The following is a 24,855-nucleotide window of genomic DNA, read 5'->3' as shown; positions in this document are numbered from 1 at the left end:
TTAGTGGGAAGAGTTTTTACCGTTAATGTGGATGAATCTCTTTTTGATGTGCTGGTTCAGCACATATTTTCTGAATATGAAAGAGAAAAAATTCCTGAAGTAAAAATCATACTTCCTTGCAAGAGGGATGTGATAGCGCTGCTGAGTGCATTCAAGAATCATAACGCTAAAAAATGCATAATTTTGCCAGAGATAGTTTCGCTAGAGAATATTGATGAGGAAGATTTAATATTAAATCTTGATAGGGTTAAAGTTATCAAGCCAACAAAAAGGACACTGCTACTCATTCAATTCATATTGGAGTGGAATAGAAAAAATAATGATAATTTTCCAATTGATTTAGCTTATAGCCTGCCATCACTGCTTGATAAAATTCAATCTACCCAAACAACGGATTGTTATCAATTTGATGAACATTCAAAAAAAATAGAGAATTTCATAAGCTTACTCACTGAGACTTGGAGTAAAACTTTAAAAGATTTAGAAGTAGTAGATATATTAAAACATAAGAGTGATTACATAAACAATATGATAATCTCTTTACAAAAAGACCAATATATAATCTTTGTTGGAATTGGAAAGGATAAGTCGTTAATTAGGGCTATATATGATCTGCCATTTGGAAAAATAATTTTGCCTAACTTGAATTTGAAAATTAAAGAGAAAGACTGGAAATCGCTTGATAAAAAACATTATCAATATTGCCTGAAAGATCTGCTCGATTATTTAAAAGTGGATAGAAGGGATGTGAGTTTTCTGCCAGAAGCGTGTTCTCCAGTGCCCAGACACTGGGATCCAGAAAACTTAACTTTAAATGAGCGCACCAGGTGGCTGTATAATGAAAACTGGATCCCAGTGTCAGCTACTTGGATGACAGAAGAAAGGGCTGGGATAACAGGAAGTCCTGAGGAATATCTAGATTACGTCTTTGATACAACTGCCGATCTAAGCAAAGTTAGTAGTGGACATGTTGGCAATATTGAAGTCATCACTTGTGATTCCAGAGAGGAAGAAGCACAAGTGACATCATTAATTATAGAAAATGAAGGTTATGAAAACATTTCTTTGGTCGTCTTTGATAAATTACTTGCAGCTCGTATAGCATGTTTATCAAGGCAACACAGTGCCATACCGGAAAATTACCCTTATATAACGCTTCTGCTTTATAGTATCGAAGTTTTGACCTCAAATTGGAGCAGTGTGTCATTACTTTCGCTCCTTAAACATAGGCTAGTGACTTTTGGTTACACTCAAGAAGAGTACACTCGGATTTTATCTGAATTTGAAATAGAGATATTACGCAACTTTAGTACAAATGGTCTGAGCGATATTATAAATGCTATCAATGCCCATAAAAAGCTAAAATACAAAGAAGATATATTACTTATTATCAGTAAGTTAGAGGTTATATTTAATCCTTTACTTCGTTCTATAAATTGCTCTATTTTCGATGTGGTAGCAACTCATTTGCAGTGTATTAATATATTATCTGGTATAAATTTTTCAGAGCTAAATAGTGAAATAGGTAATTTTACCTGTAATTTCTCAAATGCATGTGAGGGTGTAGGAATTAAATGCTCCTTAGAGTTATATAGCCAAATTCTGACCTTATTTTTAGAGAAAGAGTTTTTCTTTGTAGCAAGTGACTTGAATAAATTCAGCTTATATCACAACAAAGTTGTAATACTTGCTGGATTTAATGAAGCGCCAAGCTTTCAAAGTCCGCTTTTGAATGCACTTACGAGAGAAAAATTTAATCTTCCTTCTGCACAAGAAGAGCAGGGGTATTTTTTTTATACTTTACACAATTTGTTTTGTGCAAGTAAGGTTTATATTACAAGATCGCTAAGCCATAGAAAGCCAATTCTATTGCAGCGTTTGGAAATTCTACTCAAGGAGGGGAAGCAGCCGTATCGTGATTGGCTAAGGATATTAAATACGCCTGAATGTACTGTTCCATGTACTCAGCCTATGCCAAAACCTCAAACCGAAGTTAGAAAAGAAAAAATGCAGGTGATGTCTTGCAGTGCAATAGAAAAGCTAATTCGTAATCCTTATTCATTTTACGTTGAATATATACTGGGTCTTAAACAATTAAGAGACTTGAATTTCAAGCCATCGATATTGGAATTTGGCACTATGGTACACAACATTCTTGCAAGATATTTACGCAACAAAAAATCTCCAATGAGCATTGCACGAGAAGCATTCTCGACTAGTCAGTTTAATTTTTCAAATATGTGGTGGGTAAGACTACAAAAGATAATTCAATCTTTTGTCGAATTTGATGAAACTCGAAGCAATTATGTTGAGTTGGAAAAGAACTTTTCCTGTCCGATATTTCATATTCCAGCGCGTGAAACTGGTTCTTGTGATCAGTATGAAACTGCTTGGATGACAAATAAGCCACAAGAAATTTCACTGATAGCAAGATGTGATAGAGTTGAGTATCTACCAAGTGGGCAAGTGGCAATTATAGACTATAAGCTTGGTACACCACCTTCCAATGAAGAAGTAATGTCGGGATTTTTTCCGCAATTAATTTTACAAGCCTTAGCGGTAGAACATATAACAAAAAGAGAAGTCTCAGAACTTGCTTATTGGAAACTTGATTATGATAAAATAAAAGTTATTTCTATACAAAATTATAGATACAAAATGCAAGAATTAAAAAATGATCTGCCTGGTTTTTTATCTAACTATTTAAGTAATTCCACACCCTTTATTGCCTCTCCATATTTTGATAAATTCCTGAGATTTAACAGCTATAAACAGCTAGAAAGGGTAGGAGAGTGGTTGTAAATGGTGTCATCCGAGTACCTGACACTGGTTTCCATCCAAAAGGGTGTGTCATCCCAGTGCCCAGACACTGGGATGGCTTTGTTGCATCACACTTTATGAGATGGTGATTTATGGTAAATTCATGTAACTATCTCAAATTTAGCCATACCAATATCAGTGAATTTATTAAGCAAATAGCATTTAGTTCTTTTTCTCGATTTATCTCAGATTTATTCCTAAAACTAAATCCGAATATTTGCTTTAATCTTGAGAAAAACCCTTCAATATAAGATCTTTTCCCATAATTTACTTCTTTTTTCCATTCTTTCATGCCACCTTCACCGTATAATTTTATTAACCTAATAGCAGCATTCCTGTCAGACATATAATCTATTTCTGGATGTTCTGCCGCATTGTTTATTGGTGGAATTTTTGTCTTTATATCATATTCGTTACACAACTTATAAAACTTGTGCCTATCATGCTCTATCTGCATATAGTGCTTTTATGGCATGCTGAAAATCAACTTCTTTTAGCAAATCACAAGCTCCATAGTGATCAGCCGTTACTGTATTTTACAGCTATGGCTTTTTTGTTGTTTATATTCAACATTACGTGCAATTTTCTCGTTTGCTCATAGCCACGATATTTTCTGTCAGTGCTATTTTCCTTGCTGTGTGTTGTTGTATATACTAATTCCTGTACTGTCTATAGCAATTTCGATATCTTCCATATTATTTTCTGCAATCATTTATCTTAATATTAAGTTTCTTTTGATGCTTGTGAATAGCTGCAAATCTCTTCCTATTTGTTGCAAATACCCTTTTATAAACCCGACTGTTTGTCTTAGAGGTTGTCCGGAAACAAGTAAAAGGCTATAATATCTGAAATTTTAGTACGGGGTAAAGATGAGAAAAAAGTATCCAACAGATCTAAGCGAAAGGGAATGGGCAAGAATAGAAAAACACTTCAGAGTATCATACAAGAAAGGAGGAAGGCTGCCAAAGTATAGCAAAAAAGAAATATTAGAAGCAATTTTCTATGTATTGCGTACAGGGTGTCAATGGCGGTATTTACCAAATGATTTTCCGCTATGGAAGACTGTGTATGAGCAGTTCAGGCAATGGAAGAAGCAGGGAATTTTTGAGAAAATGAATTATGAAATTACAAAATATAGTAGAAGAAAAATAGGAAAGAATGAGCAGCCGAGTGCCTGTATAGTAGATAGTCAATCTGTAAAGACTACAGAAAAGGGGGATCAAAGCTATGATGGAAGTAAAAAGTAAAAGGGTAGAAAAAGGCATATAATTACAGACACTCAGGGTTTTATACTAGGTTGTTACGTAGGCGCTGCTAACGAAAATGATAGAGATGGTATTAAAATAGCATTAAACAATATGAGAACAAAATATACTAAAGTTAAAAAATGTGGGCTGACATGGGATACCAAGGAAGAAATTTAAAGAATCACATAAAGGAAGAATATGACATAGATATTGAAATTGTTAAAAGGCCTCCATGTAGATTTTGGGTGCACAAAGATACGCCACCTGAGCTACTACCAACAAGAGAACAAGGGTTTAAAGTACAGCCAAGAAGATGGGTTGTAGAAAGGACTTTTGCTTGGGTTAATAGGAATAGAAGGCTATCGAAGGAGTATGATTTACTCACAACATCCACTGAGAATTTCATATACCTAGCTATGAGTAGGGTTATGTTAAAGAGGGAATATGCTTGAATTTACTAGTTTCCGAACAACCTCTAAAGGGTGTTTTGATAACATTAACCATGAATGGCTCATGAAGCATATTCCTATGGAGAAGAAAATTCTTCATAGCTGGTTAAAAGCTGGCTTCCTAGAATCAAAAACTCTGTATTCCACAACTGCAGGTACCCCACAAGGTAGTATCATCTCTCCAATACTAGCAAATCTAGCCCTAAATGGACTTGAAAAATCATTGGAAAGTCAATTTGGTAAACTTGGCAGTAAAAGAAGAAGCAAAATCAGAAGTGGAGTAAATGTAATCAGGTACGCAGATGACTTTATCATTTCAGGAATCACACGTGAAGTACTGGAAAATGAAGTAAAACCTCTAGTATCGTCCTTTCTTCAGGAGAGAGGTCTTATCCTTTCCGAAGAGAAAACAAAAATTACATCTATTACAACAGGGTTTGACTTTCTTGGTTGTAATGTACGCAGGTATAATAAGAAGTTAATTATAAAACCTTCAAAAGAAAGTATTAAGAAACTTCTTAATAAAGCACGTACATTGATAAAGGCAAACATAGCGAACACTCAGGCCGTACTAATCAAGTTGCTCAATTCCCCTATTAAGGGGATGGGAAAATTACTACAGCCATGTGTGTGCGAAAAGAGCTTTTAACAAAATAGACCATGAAATTATGTGTGCTCTATGGAAATGGGCAAAGAAAAGACATCCTCGTAAAGGATTACGTTGGATAAAGAATCGTTACTTCAAGGTAATGAAACAACGCCAATGGGTCTTTGCTGCACCCATATGCAAGAACAAACCGAAAGAGATAAGGTATTTAAGACTGCTTAGGTTGATTGATATACCTATCAGACGACATGTTAAAATCAGGGCGGATGCAAATCCACTTGACTTAAAATGGAAAAAGTATTTTGATGAAAGAGTGAAACAAACAAAAATGTTAGCAAGCTCTTTCTCAAGAGAAGGTTCTCTGCTGTTGGTGTCACCATTAAGAATGATGTTTTCTGAGGAATCATGAAGGACAAGCCGGTTCGAGAAAAGAAGGACTTAGATAAGGGGCTCAAGCGTAGTGTGGAGAAACCTGCATGCTGCGTTTCTAAGGGAGGAGTAGTAGCAATACTACTTCCTTACCTAACCAGGTCGCTAAAACTAAGGGCTTTGAAAAACGCGCACAACTTTATGCTGCTAAGGCTTACTCAAGACAAGCTGATAAATCTGGTAAATACGTTGATTTAAAGAAGATTTTCTTTATCGCGATTTCAAATTGTACCTTATTCCCTGATAAGCTTGACTATATATCTAGCCATACCATAAGAGATGAAAAAACCAATGAGCATGACTTAAAAGATTTTCAATTTATCTTCATAGAGCTGCCAAAATTTCCTAAGAGTAGAGAAGAACAACTAGAAAGTGTAGTAGACCGTTGGCTATTTTTTTTCAAATATGCAGATGAAACAACGGACGAAGATCTCAGAAAAATTGCGGAAAAATCACCAATAATAAAGCTAGCATATGATGAATTAGATAAGTTTCACTGGAATGAAAAAGATCTAATAACTTATGAAGAAAGAATAATGGATCTGCGCAAAGAAGAAGCCATTCTTGAATACAGACTTGATCTTGCTGAAGAGAAAGGTATACAAAAAGGTATAGAGAAAGGGAAAATTGAAGGGAAAATTGAAGGGAAAATTGAAGGGAAAATTGAAGGGAAAATTGAAGGGAAAATTGAAGGGAAAATTGAAGGGAAAATTGAAGGGAAAATTGAAGGGAAAATTGAAGTCGCAAAAGCAATGCTGGCTAATAATGTTGATGTCAACACTATTGTTAAGTTTACTGGCCTTTCTATTAGTGAGATTGAAGAATTAAGTGTGAACGGTACAGAGTAATTTCAAAGTGCATTTGCAGTTGGAACGGATACATTTAATGAGAGTCCCATTTCACGGTGTTCAAATCTACTCCTTCTTGTACCATCTCCCAAAGTGGGCTCATTTCTCTCAGTCGGCCAACATTTTTAGCAACAAGATCTGCTGCATACAAAACTTCTTCTCTAGTTGTAAATCGGCCTAGGCCAAATCTAATTGATGAATGCTCAAGGTCATGGCCATTATTTAGCGACCGTACTACATAGGAAGGCTCAAGAGACGCAGACGTGCACGCAGAACCAGAACTTACTGCTAAATCCTTGATTGCCATGATGAGAGACTCACCCTCAACATAGGGAAAGCTCAAGTTTAGGTTGCCAGGAATGCTATTTTCATAATCACCACTTAAAACGATATCAGGAAACGCTTCTTTTATCTTGTTATACAAAATATCCCTTAATTCTTTCACTCTAGTTGTTTCTTTTTTCATTTCTTCTCTAGCAATACGTGCCGCTTCACCAAAACCAACTGCAAGAGGTGTTGGAACTGTTCCAGAACGCATGCCTCTTTCCTGTCCACCACCACTAATTAGTGGCATCAGCCTAACACGAGGATTCTTTCTACGTACATATAATGCGCCTATTCCCATAGGTCCATAAATTTTGTGGCTAGAGAGACTCATAAGATCAATGCACATCTCATTAACATCAATTGGAACTTTTCCAAAGCTTTGAGCTGCATCTGTATGGAAAAATATATTATGCTTTCTGCATATTTTACCAATCTCTTTTACAGGCTGAATTACTCCGATTTCATTATTTACCATCATTACTGAAATCAAAATTGTTTTATCAGTAACTGCTTCCTCAAGCTTTGATAAATCTATAATTCCGTTTTGCTTAACAGGCAAATATGTAACTTTAAAGCCTTCATTTTCCAGATGCCGACAAGAATCCAGAACACACTTATGCTCCGTGCAGACAGTGATTATATGATTTCCTTTATTTTTATAAAAGTGAGCAACGCCCTTGATTGCCGTATTATTTGACTCAGTTGCACCTGAGGTAAAGATAATTTCTTTGCTATCTGCGTTCACCAGATCAGCGATGTGTTTCCTTGCTTTTTCCACTGCTTCTTCAGCAGTCCAACCAAATGAATGGCTGCGAGAGTGTGCATTGCTGAACTCACCAAAGTAAGGTATCATCACCTCTAAAACACGGGGATCTACTTTAGTAGTAGATTGATAATCAAGAAATATTGGTAATTTTATTTTAACATCGTGTATTTTTTTACTTTCAACATTCATAAAGCTACCACGGAGACAAAATTTACAATTATTTTATAGCATTAAAACTTAATTTTTTCAAGATATAATCTTGCATCAAGTACAAAAGTGTCATCCAAGTAGCTGACACATAACTGTACGAACATTTATTTGCGAAAGCAGTGTGTTAAATGTTATAGCCAGTTTTGCCTCAAACACAAAGGCAGTGCCCAGACACTGGGATGACACCCTATTGGTGGCAATTGCTTCCAAATCATAATGTTTGTACAGCTGTGCGCCGTGCGCTGGAATCCGTTTTAGCCCTTATCTATATCTCAGTTCCACCAACAGTTATTGCGTCGACTTTGAGTGTCGGCTGACCAACTCCAACGGGCACATTTTGTCCATCTTTCGAGCATGTGCCAACACCAGGATCTAACTTTAAGTCATTACCAACCATAGATACTTTTTTCAACACTGTTGGACCGTCACCAATTAGTGTTGCTCCTTTTACTGGCTGTGTAATTTTGCCATTTTCTATTAGGTAAGCTTCCGAAGATGAAAAAACAAATTTTCCTGACGTTATATCAACCTGCCCACCACCAAAATTTACTGCATATAGACCTTTCTTTACGCTAGATATTATTTCCTTCGGTGTATACTTTCCGGGCAACATATAGGTGTTTGTCATGCGCGGCATAATAACTTCTTTATAACTTTCTCTTCTACCATTACCAGTTGGGCTTACACCCATGAGTTTAGCGTTCATATGATCCTGCATGTATCCTTTTAGGATCCCATCCTCTATCAATATATTATAACTGGGTGGAGTGCCTTCATCGTCTACGCTGATAGAGCCGCGCAAATTGGGCAGAGTTCCGTCATCAACTACTGTGATGTCACTAGCTGCTACTTGTTTACCCACAGAATTTGAAAATGCTGAGACTTTTTTGCGATTGAAGTCGCCCTCAAGTCCATGACCCACGGCTTCGTGTAACAATATTCCTGGCCAGCCTGGACCTAAAACGACTGTCATTTCTCCGGCTGGAGTTGGAATTGCTTCAAGATTTACCAGTGCTTGTTCTAACGCTTGGTTTGCAACTTCTTTCCACTTTTTCTCAGAAATAAACTTACTATAAGAGTCCCTTCCACCATGCCCTGCAGAACCTCTTTCGGTACGGCCATCTTTTTCTACAATGACTAGCACATTAAAACGTACCAGAGGCCTGATATCGCTTAATCTGTGATCACCCTTTATTATTTGTACAACTTGCCATTCTCCACTTAGAGTTATTTTTACTTGCTTCACGCAGTTATTTTTGGACCTTACATACTCATTAACCTCATTGAGTAGCTTAATCTTTGAATTCAGATCCATTTCATTTATAGGGTTAATCCTCGAATATAGGCTTTTTGTCTCTTCGTTTAAATTTATTGAATTTGTCTTGTTTAAAGACACTGAGCTTTTTACCATAGAAGCAGCATTACTAATTTCTTTTTCGCTGATCTCAGAAGAACAAACGAAAGATGTACTATCTTCACAAAAAGACCTTAAACCAAATCCCCTTCTAGTATTCAAGTCCATGTGTTTTAATATGTTATCCTCAAAAACCAGGGACTCCGACTGGCAAAATTCTAGAAACAGCTCACCACCATCGCTATTGCTCAAAGCGTTATTGACTATTTTATATACGTTATTAATATTAACATTGTTTTGAGCAAAAAATATTTGATCTAGATTTGGCATTACCTTTGAACTAAAAATTGTTTAAGTATATTATTTAACTTTAACATAGTAAACTATAAAAAGCCCGGGTGGCGGAATTGGTAGACGCGCTAGCTTCAGGTGCTAGTAACTTTTTAAGTTGTGGAAGTTCAAGTCTTCTCTCGGGCACTCTTAGCTTCCATATTGCTTATTGAATTAATTAATGTTATAATATAACATATTAGGTAATATTTATGCTATGTATGGTGAAAAAGATAAGTTAGCCTACAGAAAGAAGGTACGAACTTACTCGAAACGCTTAGTTACTACACTATCTACTATCTCTTTCATTGGATACATAGCGGCATTGGTCTTGAATATTCCTGTCTTAAGTCTGTATTTTAGTATTGCCGGCACTATATTCAGTGCACTTTCGTTTGCTTTAAATATATGGTCACTAAATGATCATTCCCGACAACAGAATCTTAATAAGAAATCTGGCATAAAAAACACTCCAGGACAAAAAAAGTTAACAAAGATCTATCTTGATATAGCATCCAGTGCTTCATTTCTAATAGGAGGTATTGCATCTATGTCGCTTTTTGAGTCTTCTGTTATTTATTTTGTTTCTACGCCTTTTTTTATTCTAGGCTGTGTTATTATGGCAGCTAATATCGTTCAAACTATGATTAGTGAACCACAGACAAAAAACGTCCTTGAGAATCTCTCTTCAAATACTGCAAGAGTACAAGCTTAAGTATTAACTTATTTAACTTATACAGGAATATTAGCTATATAATTCCACTGAAGGAAGCCATTCAAAAGAGTTCGATGTAATTAGCGTCAAAAAAGTGTAAGCAGAAATTGTGGGCTTATTGGGGTAGGAGCGCTTAGTACTCCTACTTCCACATAAATTACTTGAATAATTGCTCAAGCTATCAAAATAAAAGTTTTTATTCAGTAATTTGTGTATAAAGGGTACTATTTTACTAGTAGTGAAATAAATCAGAATGAAGTCTATTTTATTAACGAGGCCTTTATTGGATTCGTTCAATACAAGAAATATATTGAGAAAGTATGGATACAAAGTTTATATAGAACCAGTATTCACAATAAAGTACTTAAATCCTGATATATCTGCACACGAATTTGACGTTGTAATATCCACAAGTAAAAACAGTGTAAAGGCTTTTAGTCAAATATGCAAAGTGGATGACTTTCCGATTATTACAGTTGGTAATTCAACCATGCAGGCTGCAAAAAATTTGGGATTTTCTGATATAATCTCAGCAGACAGCAACGTTGATGGTCTGATATCATTCATAAAAGCTCACTATTCAAGTGCAATAAAGTTCTTATATATAAGAGGACAAGAAGTATCATGTGACCTAAAAAAGAGATTATCTGAAGAAGATTTTAACGTAAGAGAAGTTGTACTCTATAAAACAATCATTAAAAGGAGTCTAACTAATAGGTGTAAAAATTTACTGTTGGATGGTAAAATTGGTAGTGTTGCTTTTTTTTCCTCACAGACAGCAAGGGTATTTTGTTCATTAGTTCTAAAAAGTGGGCTATCTCATGTGATGAATAATACAGTTGCATATACCATGAGTAAAAACATTGCTGATAGTTTAAAGTTAATCAAGTGGAAAAAAATTATAACATCGAGGTTGCCTACTGGGGAGAGTTTAATTGATATAATTAATAAGGATTGCTGATGCTAAAGATTGCAACTTGGAATGTAAACTCCATACGTAAAAGAGTTAACCAACTTTGTAGTTTTATAGTTGATAGTCAGATAGATATAGTTTTGCTGCAAGAGATAAAATGTACGGAAGAGCAATTTCCTTATGCGGAGATAGAAAAGTTAGGATATGAATATGCTATCTATGGACAAGTTGCAAGAAATGGCGTTTGTGTTTTATCTAAATATCCGATACTGGAGAAGTTTAAAATTGACATTGTGGAAAGTCATCAAGAAGCACGTTATATAGAGTGCGTGATAAAGTATACCAATAGTAAGATAAGGGTAGGAAGTGTATACGTGCCAAACGGTCAAAGCCCGGACTCTCACGCATTTGAATATAAACTCAAGTTTTTTGATAACCTATATGAAAGGATGAGCACTTTGTTGAAGAATGAAGAGTTAACTATTATAGCTGGCGATTATAATATTGCACCGGATGAAATTGATGTTTTTGATTCAAACTTATTGAATGGCCAAGTGTGCTTTCATATAAGAGAACGTGAGAAGTTAAGAGCGATCTTGAATCTTGGGTTTAAAGATGCGTTTAGAATATCTCACCCAAATTTGCAACAATTCACTTGGTGGCATTATCAAGGCAATTCACTCAGAAATAATCAAGGAATGCGAATAGATTATATGCTGTTATCACCACAAGCTGTAGATAAATTGGAAACATGCTACATAGATGATAGATTGCGTAAGCTAGAAAATCCGTCTGACCATACTCCTGTTGTATGTGCTATAGAATAATAGCAGATCTCTTACACAATTCACTTTTAGCAAACCTGAGTAGTCTTACCTTTGCTGCTCTGTGGTTTTTCCCTTCGTTTGTTTTCCTTTCCTGTCCAAGATTGATCGTGCTGCTCACTTTTTTCGTTTCCTACCTGGGAAATTTGCTCAGGAACAGGCTGTTGTTCACTCTTTTCTTTTCCTTGGGAAATTTGTTCAGAAACAGAGGTGCCTTTCTCAACTTCTGTAACTGGGGTTTTTAAAATATCATCAATGCCCTCGAGAATTTTTCCATTCAGTTTTGCTCTCTTTTCTGTATCATCTTTATCTTGTGAGCTAGGGTCATACAAAGTACCTTTTTTGTTATTTGAAAAAAGAACCTCCACTCCTCCTTTTATGGCAAATATTGTGCCGATAGCAGTAAAAACTACTCCGAGTGTAGTAGGACCAAAAATTAACATTGGAATAGTGGAAAGAAGGACAGGAAAAAAGATCTTGCTTAAGAACGTTGTTACCATCTCTTCATCACTGAGTGGTGGTTCATCCTCTTCTTTCTTGTCTTTACCTAAGAATGGTATTTTTTCTTTCATCCCATCCATAAAGGAGCCAGAAATATTTTTCGGGTCTATTTTGATCCCTCCAATTAGCAGCAGCATTTCCAATACAAACTTTATGGATGAATCTTTAGCTTCTGTACCACGTATATCAGCTACACACTTGGTTATTATTTGTTGTATTTTATCATTATTTAATTTCTCTTCTCTAGCTAAGCCTTGCTCTCTAATTTCTTTAAACATAGAAAGTAAAAACTGAGAAAAATTCTCTTCACTGAGTGGTTTTATATCTTTTGGATTGACATTATTAAGTAGTATGTCCTTATAAGCTGATATAAAATAATCAGTTATTTCTTTGTTCTCCTTTAATTCGGCTTTACCTTCTAATACTTTTACAAAGTAATCATAGATTACCTGATGTTCCTCTTTTTCAAAAATTTTCTCATCTTTGTTAGTTACCTGATTTGAAGGTTCCAAATTCTTTGTTTGTGGAGTTAATATTTTTGTCATAACTGAGTTACTCACATTTACTATACTTCAATTGTAGCATATTTTTCATATTAATTCAAATAATCTATACTCCTAGAATTCACGATGTTTAAGTCATAATTAAGGGAATTTAGACCCCAGTTGTCGCCAATTTTTATTTCTACTTCAAGTGGTATAGAAATTTCTATTGCATTTTCCATTATATCTTTTATAAGTTTTGCTGTTTCTTGCACCTTTTCGTCTTCTACTTCAACCAGTAGTTCATCGTGAACCTGGAGGATTATTTTACCTACTTTCAATTGGTCAAAAAGCTGAATTGTCGCACGTTTTATTATATCAGCAGCGGTTCCTTGCAGTGGTGCGTTTATTGCTGCCCTTTCTGCAAATTGTCTTATATAAGGAATTGTATTGTTTATGTCTCTTACAAAGCATCTCCTGCCAAACAAAGTTTCTACATAACCATGCAATCTTGCGATAGACACTGCTTTTTCCATATAGGCCTTTATTTCTGGGTAACAGGAAAAATAGTAATTAATGTATTCAGCAGCTTCCGCAATGGTAATTCCAAGCCGCTTTGCAAGACCAAATGGGCTAATGCCATATATAATTCCAAAATTGATGGATTTTGCTTTGCGTCTTAATTGCTCATCTATTTCTTGCACTCCAAAAACTTGCCTTGCGGTGATCTCATGAATATCTTGTCCGTTTGCAAAAGCTTCTTTAAATGCTGCAACGTTTGCAACGTGTGCCAGGAGTCTTAATTCTATTTGCGAATAGTCAGCAGAAATTATCTTATGCCCTTTTGGCGCAATAAATGCTTGTCTGATAAGATTTCCCTCTTCGCTTCTGATAGGAATATTCTGTAAATTAGGATTGCTGGAGCTCAGCCTTCCAGTTGCAGTTGCAGTCGTTGAAAAGCTTGTGTGTATTCTACCATCAAGTGGATCAACTTGCTTTATTAATGCATCAGTGTAGGTGCCTTTTAATTTACTTAAATGTCGCCAATTTAAGATTTTACTTGCGATTTCTACCCCTTCTTCTTCGAGTGCCTCTAGAACTTCATAATTGGTGCTATACGATCCAGATTTTTTTGACTTTTTCTTTTTATTAAGCCCCATTTTGTTGAATAAAACATCACTTAATTGTTTTGGCGAAGCAATATTAAATCTTTCTCCTGCCAAATTATATATCTCATCTTCAAGCACGGCAATTACCTGCTGAAATTTATCGGACAGCTCCTGTAATTTTTGTATGTTCAGTAATATCCCATTTTTCTCCATATCAAATATTACTTTCATAAGTGGCTTATCGAAGCGCTCGTAAATTGTGAGCAATTTTTCCTGAAATAACCTTTGCTTTAGCTTTTCATGAATTGCTATTAAAGTTTTTGCCGAGAAAATTTCTGCATTTTCACTCAAATTATGCGCAACTATGTTTGGAATACTGTGATCATGCTTTCCTGTATCCAAGCTATACGACATTATCATCAAATCATCAACTGAATCTAACATCTTCTCTATTGCAGGGAAGATTTTCCTGATCTCTTTAATGTTATGTATTATTTTAAGCACTCCATTTGAGAGCAAAGTTAAGTTAATTATAATGAGTGCATCTTGTATGCTGTCTTGCTCTATATAAAAAATATTACTTTCGCTATAAGATAGACTTAATACATTGTTTTCAAGGTGGTAATGAATTGCAATTTTGCCTTCATATCTACAATGCTCTAAAAATTTCTCTAACTCTTCACTACTATACTCTATTTTTTCTTCTGTGCTAGACCCACTATAGGAAAAAAGCTTTTCCACTTTCCCTATCAAGGAATTGAATTCATACTTCTTTAAAAAGGATAATAGTTTTTCCATCTTTGGAGGGCGAACTTCACATTTTGCAATATCATGTTGAAGGTCTACTTTTTCGCATAGTGATAAAAGTTCTCTTGAAATTAGCGCTTTTTCCTTATGTTCAGCAAGAATATTACGAATCCTCGTTTGCTCGATGTTATCAATGTTCTCTATAATATTATTCAATGAATCAAATTCATCTAGTAATTTAGCTGCAGTCTTCGGACCTATTCCCGGAACGCCTGGAATGTTGTCAGATGCATCACCAGTTAGAGAAAATAAATCAAGAAGCTTGTGTGAGTTTACGCCAAATTTTTCTATTACTTGTTTTTCATCTATATATATATTTTTAATGGGGTCGAATATTAAAATATTGTGGTTCAAGAGTTGAAATAAATCTTTATCTGATGAAACGACTACCACTTTAAAGTCTTGGTGGTTGGCGTATTTTGCAGCTAGTGTTGCAATTATATCATCTGCTTCATAACCTTCAATCTCTTCATAGCTGAGGTTAAAAGCTTCTACCGCTTCCCTCAGTATGGTGAACTGTGGAGTTAGATCCTCAGGAGGCGTTACTCTGTTCGCTTTGTACTCAGGATATAAATTGTGCCTAAAATTCTTTTTCCCTGCATCAAGTGCTATAGTTAAGTAGTCCGAATGGGCAATGTACTTAAGAACCATATTCAGAAAGCCATATACACCACCTATTGGCATTCCTGTTGTGGTAATTAAGTGAGGTAGTACATAGTAAGCTCTGAAAAGAAAACCATAGCCATCGATGATTGTGAAAGTTTTTTCTTTCATTGTAGATATTTATGCGTGCTTTTGATGGTCCACTATTTAGCTGAGAAAATCAAGTTTTTGTTTTTCTGCTTTTGAGCGTTGTAAGAGATTTTACCGAAAATAGCATTCATGATGGGGATGTACACATATGACCTTACCCAGAAAAAGTGGAGAGAAAGTGTGGAATGTTTTTTACAAAAAGAATGATGCATCAAATTGTTCTGGAATGCAATAGTTAATAGTGACGTTGTTTGTTATAAAAAATTTCTATGTATTCAAATATTGCAGTTCTAGTTTGTTGAGCAGAGTGTTGTGAAGTATCAATAAGTATTTCTCTTTTCAATGAGCTAAAGAAGCTTTCTGCAACAGAATTGTCGTAACAACAGCCTTTATTACTCATCTATATTCTTTACAGCTAAGAGATATTGATACCCTTGCGCAGTATATTGTGAACCTTGGTCACTGTGCAGCAGTAGATTTTTAACAGGTTTACGCCTATTAATGGCCATTAATAAAGAGTTCATAACCAATTGTTTATTTATTGCACTACTCATTAACTACCATACGTGAGAATTATTGCTGCCAAATATAGCCATCCCTCCTTGGTTTTGATGTAAGTAATCCCATACTTTATTTGGTTGATCAACAATAAAGTTTTGATCTAGTATATTGGGAGCTACAGCTCTATTATCTGTTTGTTGTTTTTTAATTTTAAACTTTCTTCTCAGTATAGCCCTGATGTCATTTTTCTGCATAATACTTTGCACCGTTTTCAAATTGCAACTTTTACCCAAAGCCTTCAATTCAGCATGAATTTTAGGAGCTCCATATCTACATTTAGAAACTTGATATATTTTTGAATAGCTGCGAGTAGCTCTTTATTTGCTGATTCTCTACTGCTTATTTTTCTTGTGGTCCACTTATAGTAGCCACTAGCAGAAAATCCTACATAATTCCTGTACTTTATAGCAGTTACTATATAAAAAAATATTTTACTCTTTTTGACTGGCTAGGGCTTTTTTTTAAATGTCTCTTTCCCTTGTTACTCTTGCTTTGTAAATCAAACCTCTCTTTGTCGTAAGGAGCCATGTTACCTCTACCTGGAAATGCATCTGCTGCCGACTTTTTTTCGTTGTGTTTCTTTATCCATTTTCCTAATAAACCACCCTTTATTCCTAAATCCTTTGCTATTTTTGTAATTGTTTGACCTGCCTTTCTTTGTTCATTTGCCAGTTTAACAGCTTCCAATTTGAATTCTGCCGTATATTCTCTTGCCATTTCTAATCCTCCAAAATTTTATTTTACCCAAAAAAACTCTTTTCTTTCTCTCCACTTTTTCTGGGTAAGGTCACTATTTCTTAAGTAATTTACACTTCAGAGTTTATCTGCTTTAAAGTTTACTCTATTCTGTTTCAGCATTTGTCATAAATCCTTAATTATTTCTGACTTTTTAGTTCAGTTTTTAACCATTCTTTCCTTAACTTAATGGCAGTGACAATAAGCCTATCTATCATTCTGATGTGATTTCAGTTTTGTTTACGTGCAAACTCTCTAATCCCACCTTGTAGTTAGGATAAATTAGAGAGACATTAAGATCTTTTTTAATTTTAACATTACTTACTCTCTTTGATCCTAAATAAAAACTCTGTGCATAATCTGGTAACTCAATTGGTTCTGGAGGGCTAACATTGAGAAGTTTGGTCGCATATATTACCACTTCAGATTGTGTAGTGGGTAAATCGTCTGCACAATTGTATATTTCACCAGGTTTTATGTTTTGCATGGAAGAAAATAAAATATTTGATATATCTTCAACGTGAATACGAGAAAAAAAATGCCCTTCTTTTTTCACATTCCTTGCTTTGCCAAGCTGCAAGTCAATTAACACGTTCCTACCAGGACCGTATATTCCAGCTAAACGAAAAATATGTACAGGCAATCTGCTATTCAGCCACCTCTTTTCAGATCTAAGGCGCTTTTCTCCTCTGATTTCTATAGGTTTTGTTTCAGATTCCTCATTCACCCAATTACCAGAGTGATCACCATAGACGCTAGTTGCAGACAAATAACCGAACCATTTTACATTTTGCAGGCAATCACCGTATCTCTCCACAACATCATCGCCATCTGGAGGAATAGAAATTAAAACGTGCGTTGCGCTTTTAAGCAGATCTTGACTAACTTTCTCATAATTAAAGAGGATTACATCTTGTATATTTTTACTTCTTGATGTGCCACTGACTTTCCAACCTAAGTTCAGTAATTTTTTCGATAAAAATTTAGCTACATATCCATAACCAAAGCAAAACAAGTGCATGAAAATTAATTTTTAAAATTCTTCTTGATAAATTCTACTCCTAATTTTATTCCCTCTTCATTAATAATATGCCCTAATGCATGAATTGGGTGTCCTTCAACATTTACTCCATTTTCTTTCAGAGCTTTAACCGCTAAGTCGAGGGACGAAAAAGGTACCACGTCGTCAGCATCACCATGGATAACACATATGTTAGGTTTTGATTTGATCTCTGGTGCAGTTTTTGAAGGTGAAAGAAACCTACCAGAGTATGCAACAACTGATGCACAGGATTGAGAGCGGGTGAGAGCTGTATGTATTGCAAGCATTGCTCCTTGAGAAAATCCAACTAAAGAAAGTTGCGTATCTTTTAAATTAAGCTCCTTTAATTTTGTATCAATGAAATGATTTACAATTGATGTAGCATTTTTTACTCCATTATATAGCGCTTCCTCACTACGATCTTCCAAGCTGAACCACTGATAACCATCACCTATTTCTCTTTCAAACGGAGCATTGGGTACTGTAAAATATGAACCCAGTAAAAACTTGCTCATAACTTTAGCAAGGTGAATGAAATTATCGCCACTTGAGCCCCAACCATGTAAAAAAATAATCAAATTTTTCTTATTTCCGCCTGCACAAATTTCTGGGCCTTTAAGTTCAATCATTTCTTTTCCTTTTGCGTTTATATTTTTATTTAACACTAATTTTCAAATTTGTAAAACCAATGTGCAATTACGTTCCCGATACTACAGATAAAGTGACTTAGGTTCATCGACGATTTGAAAAACCGTCATTCCGCTACTCGTTAGCGGCTGAGATACCGCGAATGAATCGCGGTATGACGTAGGGAAAACCTTAGCTATAAACCTCAGAAATAAGAAAACAAACTAGAAAAAATACCTCACTATAACTGCAGCCTTAAGCAACGTACCTTATTTATTTACGAAAATTGGTATAAATGCTATGCAAGTAGCTACACTACTTGCATGACATCAACAATTGACCTCGACTTACCGTCCAACTAGAAAGTTGTATATAGAATGACAGAAATCCAGATGTTATTTACTTACTTTCGATCTTTTCTATCAATTTTTTAACTAAACCTCTTAGCTTCTTACTGGATTCATCAAGCTCTTGAATTTGCGAGCTGCGCTCTTTCATTAGTTCCTTATAGTTACCTCTTATGTAGTCAATCATTTCCTTCATCTGAGCAATCATCTTGTTAGCATCCATGCTGTCCAAATCAGGTATCATGTTAGGCATATCACCTTCTAACATACCGCCAGCCATAAGCTGCTGAGACATTTGCATAAATGGTTTTAAAGTCTGATTAAGCAATTCAGGATCCTTGGCTAATTTTTCTATTTGCTCTTTGCAAGTATCCATATACTGCTTCATAAATTCATCTTCTTGCACTTTACTTGTCATAATTACACCTACTTGAAAATACCGGTTCTTTATTATATATTGTTTTTAAATTAAAAACAATATATAATACTCATCACAATTGCATTAATACTTTTTAAATAATAAAAAATGCTCCTTTGCTTATAAAGGGTCACATACTTTCTTTAACCACTCCTTATCTTTGACGCTATTTTCTAAGTTTTTATAGACAAATTGATGGTAGCCATTTATCCATTCAATTTCATCCTTAGTAAGCATTTGCACATTTATTAGTCTTCTATCATATGGAATAGAGGTCAGTTGTTTGAAGTTTAAGAAGCCGTTTTCTTGTCTGTTGACATACATCAGATTTTCAATCCTTATTCCATACTCTCCCGGAATGTAATAGCCAGGTTCGTTGGAAAGTATCATCCCTGGCGTGAGTTTCACTTTATTACTTTTTGATATTGCTTGTGGTCCTTCGTGTACTGATAGGTAACTTCCTACTCCATGCCCTGTACCATGCATATAGTCCATTCCAAATTTCCATAAATGCGTACGTGCCAATATATCCAATTCTCCACCAGTAGTGCCGGGGGGAAAGACGACACTTGCTATAGCAATGTGAGCTTTGAGTACTATTGTATAGTGGGTTATTTGCTCATTGGTCGGATTACCAACTACTACAGTTCTTGTCACATCAGTTGTGCCGTCAAGGTACTGGCCACCAGAGTCAATCAAATACAGTCCATCTTTCTGAATTACTTTATTCGTCTTACTGCTTGCACGATAGTGAATTATTGCCCCATTCTCATTAAATGCAGAAATTGTTGGAAAGCTCAATTGTTTAAACAAATTCTGCTCTTTTCTGTATTCTAAAATCCTTTCTTCAGCTTCAAGCTCTGTACCAACATTACTTTCAAGCCAATGTAGAAAATTTGTAACTGCCACTCCATCTCTGATGTGCGCATTTATAGCCCCAGCTATTTCAGTTTGATTTTTTACTGCTTTATAAATTAAACAAGGATCCTCTCTTTCAGCTACCTGTTTATCTTTTATTACAGCCATGATACTCATTGGAGTTGTGTTTGGATCTATAACTATTGAATTTAGCTTGTGCAGCGAATTTTCTAGCTCACTGATATCAAAAATATTTATATGATTGCCTAAATTTGCTTCTATAGTTGAATGTTCTTTATCTTGAATAAACAAATCAACATTACCGCTTTTATACAATATAGCACGACCCAATATACATGGAGTATATTTAGCATTTTCGTTTCTTAAATTTAATAACCATGAAATTGAATTTGGATCAGTTAAAAGCACTGCTTCAGCTTCTTTATCTATACTTTTAGCGACTTTTTCACATTTGTCCTTACTACTTTCACCAGCATATTTAATAGAATGTAAAACCACTGCTTGTTTTCGATAGTCACTTTTTTTTCCAGCTAAACAGGGTATTAATTTACAGATATTCTCATACTTTCTTATATCTTCCATGGTAAAATATTGCAAATAATAACCTAGTGAGGCAGTCGATGTTAAGTTTGCTTTTATCCATTCGCGTGGATCCTCTTCTTGTATATTATATACTTGAAAATTGCCCTGATCGAGCTGATTGTGAGCTTGTGTGATATAGCGTCCATCTGTAAAAAATTGGCACTTGTTGTTTTTTGTGACAATAAGCAGCCCATTTGTTCCTGTGAAGCCACACAGCTTTGTTAGCTCCTCTGAATACTCATTTAAATATTCGTCTTTAGTATGTAACACAAATGCATCAACGTTTATTTCGTGCATAAAAGAACGAAATTCTTTGATTTTTGACATGGAATGCCTCACGCAAAACTAGCAGCTACTTTCGTTTTCCTGTTTCTCAAATACACTAATATGCTCACTATCGCTGCGGGAGTGATGCCTTGTATTTGCTTTGCAATGCCAATCGTCGCTGGTTTTATTGTTTGTAGCTTTTCTATTACCTCACTTGACAAGCCTTTAACTTGTGAATAGTTGAAGTTGATTGGAATTTGAGTGTTAATTTCCTCTCGTAAAAACTTCATATCTGCTTCTTGTCTTATTAGGTAGGGTTTATATTTTGCTTCAATTTCAACCGCTTCGCATATTTCATTCTTAGCTCTATTATCCGCTTTGGTGTGTCCCATTTTGCCATTCCAGCGCGTGACGCTGCTTAACTCCGGCCATATTTCTTGTAATTTATTCCAGTCGATGTTTGGATAGCTAAGTAAATCTAGTGCCGTTTTTCTTATCCCATCATAAGATATTTTGATACCATAAGACCTAAGCTGCTCAGGAGTAATCGTCAGACTCCCTAACTTCTCTTCAAGCTGCTTAATGGATTCAAGTTTATTCTGTAAAACAGAGTATCTCTCATGCGAAACAAGGGAAATATCATAACCTTTTTGTGTTAATCTTCTATCTGCATTGTCTGACCTGATAGCTAGCCTATATTCTGCACGCGAGGTAAATAATCTATAAGGTTCGATCACCCCTTTGATGACTAGATCATCTATCATTACGCCGATATATGAGTCTGTGCGATGAAGAACAAAGCTTTCTTTTTTTTCAGATGCAGAAAGTGCTGCATTGATCCCGGCAATAATTCCTTGCCCTGCTGCTTCTTCATATCCAGTGGTGCCATTAATTTGGCCAGCAAAATATAGGCCTTTAATTTTCTTAGTTTCAAGAGTATGAAACAGCTCTCGTGGGTCAATATAGTCATACTCAACTGCATATCCAGGCCTTAGTATTTCTGCGTTTTCAAGTCCTTTGATACTCTTTATCATTTCACGCTGCACTTCAATAGGCAATGAATTTGAAATTCCGTTCGGGTATACAGTATCATCATCCAGGCCTTCTGGCTCTAGAAATATTTGATGACTACTTTTTTCTGCAAATTTATTAACTTTAACTTCAATTGATGGGCAGTATCTTGGTGCTATAATATCATCCAAATACGAAGAAGCTGACCTGTGCAGATTCTCTCTAATTATTTTATGCGTGTTTTCATTAGTATGGGTAATAAAGCATGATACCTGAGGTTGGTTAATTTTTTCTGTGAGATAAGAAAACGGCACAGGTGGATTATCACCCACTTGTTCTTGCAATATTGACCAGTTTATAGTGCCACGATCAAGCCTCGGTGGAGTTCCAGTACGCAATCTACCTAATTTAAAATTATATTTCTTCAACGTATTTGCAAGTTCTACTGCAGGCTTATCTCCCATTCTCCCTGAAGGAGTTACCTGCTCTCCTATATGAATCACACCCCGCAGAAAAGTCCCTGTAGTTAGAACGACTTTACTTGTCAGTATATGCTCCCCTGAGCTTGTTATTACAGCTTTAATGCACAATTCTCCATTGTTATTACTCTCTATAAGAAAATCGTCAACCGACTCTTCTTTTACCGTCAAATTATTATAATTTAGAATAATTTCCTGTATTGCTTGCTTGTATAATTTTCGGTCTGCCTGTGCACGCGGGCCCCATACTGCTGCACCTCTGCTGCTATTTAAAATGACTGAGTGTATACTTGCTTGATCGATTGCTCTTCCCATTATTCCATCAAGAGCGTCAACTTCCCTGACTACAACGCCCTTTGCAACTCCTCCGATTGCTGGATTGCAGGACATTTCCCCTATAGTTGAAATTTTATGAGTTATAAGCAGCGTGTTTGCACCAAGGCGAGCTGCAGCAGCAGCAGCTTCGCACCCTGCATGACCACCACCTACTACTACTACATCATATTTATGCATGCCTTCTTGAGTAATTCTTACTCTACTAATATTCTAACTATTAGCGGTTAATGTCAAATTTTACAGTAATTAACTATTTCAATCATCAGTGGCCAATGTATAGCTAACTCACGTCATACCGTCACGGTATCTCTAGATCCCGCTAACAAGCAGCGGGATGACGGTTTTTCAAATTATCGGGTTTTAGTGGGGCGAGCGACCAGGATCGAACTGGCGACATTCAGTACCACAAACTGACGCTCTACCAACTGAGCTACGCCCGCCAAGATATAAAATTTCTAACATAAGAGCGCAAATAGTCAATTGATTATTTAACTCTCCTTTTGCAGAGGGTTTTAAGTTTAGCCAATAAATATTTTCATTGATACTTTTACCATTATAGTTAATTGTATTGACACTAATGAAGTAGTGGTATGTTTAAAAGTATTTTCACATTTAGTTTTTTTACGGCTATTTCAAGGATCTCAGGGTTAATAAGAGATGTATTGATTGCTACGGTTATTGGTGCGAACTCTCTTGCAGACATATTTTTTTCTTCGTTTCGTTTTGCCAATCTATTTCGAGCATTTTTTGCAGAAGGAGCGTTCACTACCTCATTCATACCATTATATTCGACAGAATCATATGATAATAAAAAGGCATTTAATTTTGCAAGTAGTGTAATATCCATTACGTTTATTATCTTAGTAATTTTTTGCCTTATCATGCAAACTTTCTCCCCTTATATGATTCAAATTTTTGCTCCTGGATTTGACCAAAGTAAGTTTACCCTTACTGTTACTTTATCAAGAATTATGATGCCCTACATAATCTTTGTTTCAATTGCATCACTTATTGGTGGAATGCTGCAAGTAAAGCAGCATTTTGCTTCAACAGCTATTGCACCAATCGTTTTGAATCTCTGTTTAATCATCAGTTTGTTTGTGCCTTACGTAAAAACTCCAGCGCACAACCTTTCTATAGCTGTCCTTATAGGAGGAATTTTCCAGCTACTTTTGATACTATTTAGTGCATACAAGTTAAAGGCAGCTTTTTCTTTTAGCCTTGAATTAAGCAATGAAGTAAGGTTATTTTTTAAGCGTGTGATACCTGCAATTATCAACAATTGTGTAACTCAAATAAGCTTATGGATTGATACAATCATGGCGAGTTTTATACCAAATGCGGTGTCCTATATATATTATGCCGATAGACTAAATCAACTACCGCAGGGAATAATCGGTACTGCAATTGGTACAGTGCTTCTTCCTTTAATTTCAAAACAGGTGGATAATACTGAAAATATAGTCAAAATACAGAACAAGGCTCTCAACATAGGATTAATGTTAATTATGCCAACAACTGCTGCCTTTATCATTATTCCCGACATAATTTTACTTACCCTTTTTTCTTACGGCCGGTTTGATCATTATGCAGTGCAGCAAACTGTTCCCACTTTAATAGCATTTTCTCTTTCTTTACCTGCATTTATTATAAATAAAGTATTGCTACCTACATTTTTTGCTAAAGGCAATCTGAAAATACCAACCATATTTTCGCTAATGTGTCTTGGAATTAATGTAGTGCTAAACCTTTTGTTAATGAACGAGTATCAGCATACGGGGATTGCTATTGCTACTTCCGTTTCCACTTGGATAAACTCTATTCTATTAATTAGTTATTTAACAATAAATAAAATGTATAAGGTTAGCCAAGCGTTATTGTTAAATGTCATGAAAATTTTTGTAGCAACGGCAGTCATGTCAATAGCCCTTTATATTTTTAATTCTTTGTTGGCAGGATTATTTTTTGATAAAATGTTGGCTCGTATTGTTTATTTAACGACTTTAATAGCTTTGAGTGTTATTGTTTATTTTGGTATTCTCTATTTAATATTTAAGGGAAACTTTAAGCATGTGTAAAT

The 24,855-nt window shown here is 35.4% G+C and carries 17 protein-coding genes, 2 tRNA genes and 4 pseudogenes; 10 read left to right on the top strand and 13 right to left on the bottom strand.

The annotated features are described in order from the left end of the window. Positions 1 to 3 precede the first annotated feature (3 nt). Entirely contained in the window at positions 4 to 2,802 is a 2,799-nt protein-coding gene (locus tag J4T77_RS05615; RefSeq protein WP_190321397.1) for a WPE palindromic element domain-containing protein, read from the top strand. A 119-nt stretch (positions 2,803 to 2,921) separates the two neighbouring features. On the opposite strand, the pseudogene J4T77_RS07625 reads toward J4T77_RS05615, so the two are convergent. Further along, positions 2,922 to 3,631 (bottom strand): annotated as a pseudogene (locus J4T77_RS07625) (transposase); the annotation flags it as partial. Positions 3,632 to 3,689: 58 nt separating this feature from the next. Here J4T77_RS07625 and J4T77_RS05605 point away from each other — a divergent pair. From J4T77_RS05605 to J4T77_RS05590, 4 genes and pseudogenes are all read left to right on the top strand, one after another. After that, positions 3,690 to 4,519, top strand: a pseudogene (locus J4T77_RS05605) (IS5 family transposase). Next, entirely contained in the window at positions 4,512 to 5,165 is a 654-nt protein-coding gene (locus tag J4T77_RS05600; protein ID WP_233641004.1) for a reverse transcriptase domain-containing protein, read from the top strand. The pseudogene J4T77_RS05605 and the gene J4T77_RS05600 overlap by 8 nt, the downstream one beginning before the upstream one ends. Next, positions 5,143 to 5,532 (top strand): group II intron maturase-specific domain-containing protein, encoded by a 390-nt coding sequence (locus tag J4T77_RS05595; RefSeq protein ID WP_233641003.1) that lies wholly within the window; start codon positions 5,143 to 5,145, stop codon positions 5,530 to 5,532. Before J4T77_RS05600 ends, J4T77_RS05595 begins: the two co-directional genes overlap by 23 nt. Beyond that, positions 5,529 to 6,400, top strand: a pseudogene (locus tag J4T77_RS05590) (Rpn family recombination-promoting nuclease/putative transposase). Before J4T77_RS05595 ends, J4T77_RS05590 begins: the two are co-directional and overlap by 4 nt. Positions 6,401 to 6,434: 34 nt before the next feature. Here J4T77_RS05590 and J4T77_RS05585 read toward each other — a convergent pair. The 3 genes from J4T77_RS05585 to tldD form a co-directional block, all read right to left on the bottom strand. Continuing rightward, positions 6,435 to 7,682 (bottom strand): IscS subfamily cysteine desulfurase, encoded by a 1,248-nt coding sequence (locus tag J4T77_RS05585; RefSeq protein ID WP_190321418.1) that lies wholly within the window; start codon positions 7,680 to 7,682, stop codon positions 6,435 to 6,437. 90 nt (positions 7,683 to 7,772) lie between these two features. Further along, on the bottom strand, positions 7,773 to 7,913 hold the full coding sequence (locus J4T77_RS05580; RefSeq protein ID WP_153296798.1) for a hypothetical protein: 141 nt from the start codon (positions 7,911 to 7,913) through the stop codon (positions 7,773 to 7,775). A gap of 55 nt (positions 7,914 to 7,968) precedes the next feature. Continuing rightward, positions 7,969 to 9,387, bottom strand: coding sequence for a metalloprotease TldD (gene tldD, locus J4T77_RS05575; RefSeq protein WP_010962974.1), 1,419 nt, complete (start codon positions 9,385 to 9,387; stop codon positions 7,969 to 7,971). Positions 9,388 to 9,449: 62 nt separating this feature from the next. Here tldD and J4T77_RS05570 point away from each other — a divergent pair. The 4 genes from J4T77_RS05570 (at position 9,450) to J4T77_RS05555 (ending at position 11,842) form a co-directional block, all read left to right on the top strand. Beyond that, a tRNA-Leu gene (locus tag J4T77_RS05570) sits at positions 9,450 to 9,534 on the top strand. 70 nt (positions 9,535 to 9,604) lie between these two features. Continuing rightward, positions 9,605 to 10,102: a hypothetical protein gene (locus J4T77_RS05565; RefSeq protein ID WP_010962975.1), complete on the top strand. Its 498-nt coding sequence runs from the start codon at positions 9,605 to 9,607 to the stop codon at positions 10,100 to 10,102. Between the two features lie 253 nt (positions 10,103 to 10,355). Then, positions 10,356 to 11,063: a uroporphyrinogen-III synthase gene (locus J4T77_RS05560; protein ID WP_010962976.1), complete on the top strand. Its 708-nt coding sequence runs from the start codon at positions 10,356 to 10,358 to the stop codon at positions 11,061 to 11,063. Next, positions 11,063 to 11,842, top strand: coding sequence for an exodeoxyribonuclease III (locus J4T77_RS05555; RefSeq protein WP_010962977.1), 780 nt, complete (start codon positions 11,063 to 11,065; stop codon positions 11,840 to 11,842). Before J4T77_RS05560 ends, J4T77_RS05555 begins: the two co-directional genes overlap by 1 nt. A 26-nt stretch (positions 11,843 to 11,868) precedes the next feature. On the opposite strand, the gene J4T77_RS05550 is transcribed toward J4T77_RS05555, so the two are convergent. The 9 genes and pseudogenes from J4T77_RS05550 to J4T77_RS05495 form a co-directional block, all read right to left on the bottom strand. Then, complete coding sequence (locus J4T77_RS05550; protein ID WP_233641002.1) at positions 11,869 to 12,885, bottom strand: hypothetical protein; 1,017 nt, start codon at positions 12,883 to 12,885, stop codon at positions 11,869 to 11,871. A gap of 50 nt (positions 12,886 to 12,935) precedes the next feature. Continuing rightward, complete coding sequence (gene polA / locus J4T77_RS05545; protein ID WP_190321419.1) at positions 12,936 to 15,512, bottom strand: DNA polymerase I; 2,577 nt, start codon at positions 15,510 to 15,512, stop codon at positions 12,936 to 12,938. A gap of 171 nt (positions 15,513 to 15,683) precedes the next feature. Then, positions 15,684 to 16,769: pseudogene (locus J4T77_RS07620) on the bottom strand (IS3 family transposase). Positions 16,770 to 17,001: 232 nt separating this feature from the next. After that, positions 17,002 to 17,808, bottom strand: a complete 807-nt coding sequence (locus J4T77_RS05520; protein WP_010082068.1) for an SDR family oxidoreductase — start codon at positions 17,806 to 17,808, stop codon at positions 17,002 to 17,004. A gap of 5 nt (positions 17,809 to 17,813) precedes the next feature. Continuing rightward, positions 17,814 to 18,458: an alpha/beta hydrolase gene (locus J4T77_RS05515; protein WP_010962980.1), complete on the bottom strand. Its 645-nt coding sequence runs from the start codon at positions 18,456 to 18,458 to the stop codon at positions 17,814 to 17,816. 397 nt (positions 18,459 to 18,855) lie between these two features. Then, the gene (locus J4T77_RS05510; RefSeq protein WP_190321420.1) at positions 18,856 to 19,221 is read right to left on the bottom strand and encodes a hypothetical protein; all 366 of its coding nucleotides are present in this window, start codon (positions 19,219 to 19,221) and stop codon (positions 18,856 to 18,858) included. 120 nt (positions 19,222 to 19,341) lie between these two features. Further along, complete coding sequence (locus tag J4T77_RS05505; RefSeq protein WP_070356957.1) at positions 19,342 to 21,009, bottom strand: aminopeptidase P family protein; 1,668 nt, start codon at positions 21,007 to 21,009, stop codon at positions 19,342 to 19,344. 8 nt (positions 21,010 to 21,017) lie between these two features. Next, positions 21,018 to 22,952 (bottom strand): tRNA uridine-5-carboxymethylaminomethyl(34) synthesis enzyme MnmG, encoded by a 1,935-nt coding sequence (gene mnmG, locus J4T77_RS05500; RefSeq protein WP_010962983.1) that lies wholly within the window; start codon positions 22,950 to 22,952, stop codon positions 21,018 to 21,020. 187 nt (positions 22,953 to 23,139) lie between these two features. Beyond that, a tRNA-His gene (locus tag J4T77_RS05495) sits at positions 23,140 to 23,215 on the bottom strand. Between the two features lie 150 nt (positions 23,216 to 23,365). Here J4T77_RS05495 and murJ point away from each other — a divergent pair. After that, positions 23,366 to 24,853: a murein biosynthesis integral membrane protein MurJ gene (gene murJ / locus J4T77_RS05490; protein ID WP_010962984.1), complete on the top strand. Its 1,488-nt coding sequence runs from the start codon at positions 23,366 to 23,368 to the stop codon at positions 24,851 to 24,853. Positions 24,854 to 24,855 lie beyond the last annotated feature (2 nt).

Source organism: Wolbachia endosymbiont of Drosophila innubila, assembly GCF_021378375.1.
Classification (GTDB): domain Bacteria; phylum Pseudomonadota; class Alphaproteobacteria; order Rickettsiales; family Anaplasmataceae; genus Wolbachia; species Wolbachia pipientis.
The sequence above is the reverse complement of the archived record's forward strand: the minus strand, read 5'-3'. Positions and strand labels throughout refer to the sequence as shown.

Coding starts and splice junctions, on each gene's coding strand:
- J4T77_RS05565 (WP_010962975.1), top strand. CDS start 9,605: ATGTATGGTGAAAAAGATAAGTTAGCCTACAGAAAGAAGGTACGAACT.
- J4T77_RS05550 (WP_233641002.1), bottom strand. CDS start 12,885: ATGACAAAAATATTAACTCCACAAACAAAGAATTTGGAACCTTCAAAT.
- J4T77_RS05585 (WP_190321418.1), bottom strand. CDS start 7,682: ATGAATGTTGAAAGTAAAAAAATACACGATGTTAAAATAAAATTACCA.
- murJ (WP_010962984.1), top strand. CDS start 23,366: ATGTTTAAAAGTATTTTCACATTTAGTTTTTTTACGGCTATTTCAAGG.
- J4T77_RS05520 (WP_010082068.1), bottom strand. CDS start 17,808: ATGCACTTGTTTTGCTTTGGTTATGGATATGTAGCTAAATTTTTATCG.
- J4T77_RS05560 (WP_010962976.1), top strand. CDS start 10,356: ATGAAGTCTATTTTATTAACGAGGCCTTTATTGGATTCGTTCAATACA.
- mnmG (WP_010962983.1), bottom strand. CDS start 22,952: ATGCATAAATATGATGTAGTAGTAGTAGGTGGTGGTCATGCAGGGTGC.
- J4T77_RS05510 (WP_190321420.1), bottom strand. CDS start 19,221: ATGACAAGTAAAGTGCAAGAAGATGAATTTATGAAGCAGTATATGGAT.
- J4T77_RS05505 (WP_070356957.1), bottom strand. CDS start 21,009: ATGTCAAAAATCAAAGAATTTCGTTCTTTTATGCACGAAATAAACGTT.
- J4T77_RS05555 (WP_010962977.1), top strand. CDS start 11,063: ATGCTAAAGATTGCAACTTGGAATGTAAACTCCATACGTAAAAGAGTT.
- polA (WP_190321419.1), bottom strand. CDS start 15,512: ATGAAAGAAAAAACTTTCACAATCATCGATGGCTATGGTTTTCTTTTC.
- tldD (WP_010962974.1), bottom strand. CDS start 9,387: ATGCCAAATCTAGATCAAATATTTTTTGCTCAAAACAATGTTAATATT.
- J4T77_RS05515 (WP_010962980.1), bottom strand. CDS start 18,458: ATGATTGAACTTAAAGGCCCAGAAATTTGTGCAGGCGGAAATAAGAAA.
- J4T77_RS05600 (WP_233641004.1), top strand. CDS start 4,512: ATGCTTGAATTTACTAGTTTCCGAACAACCTCTAAAGGGTGTTTTGAT.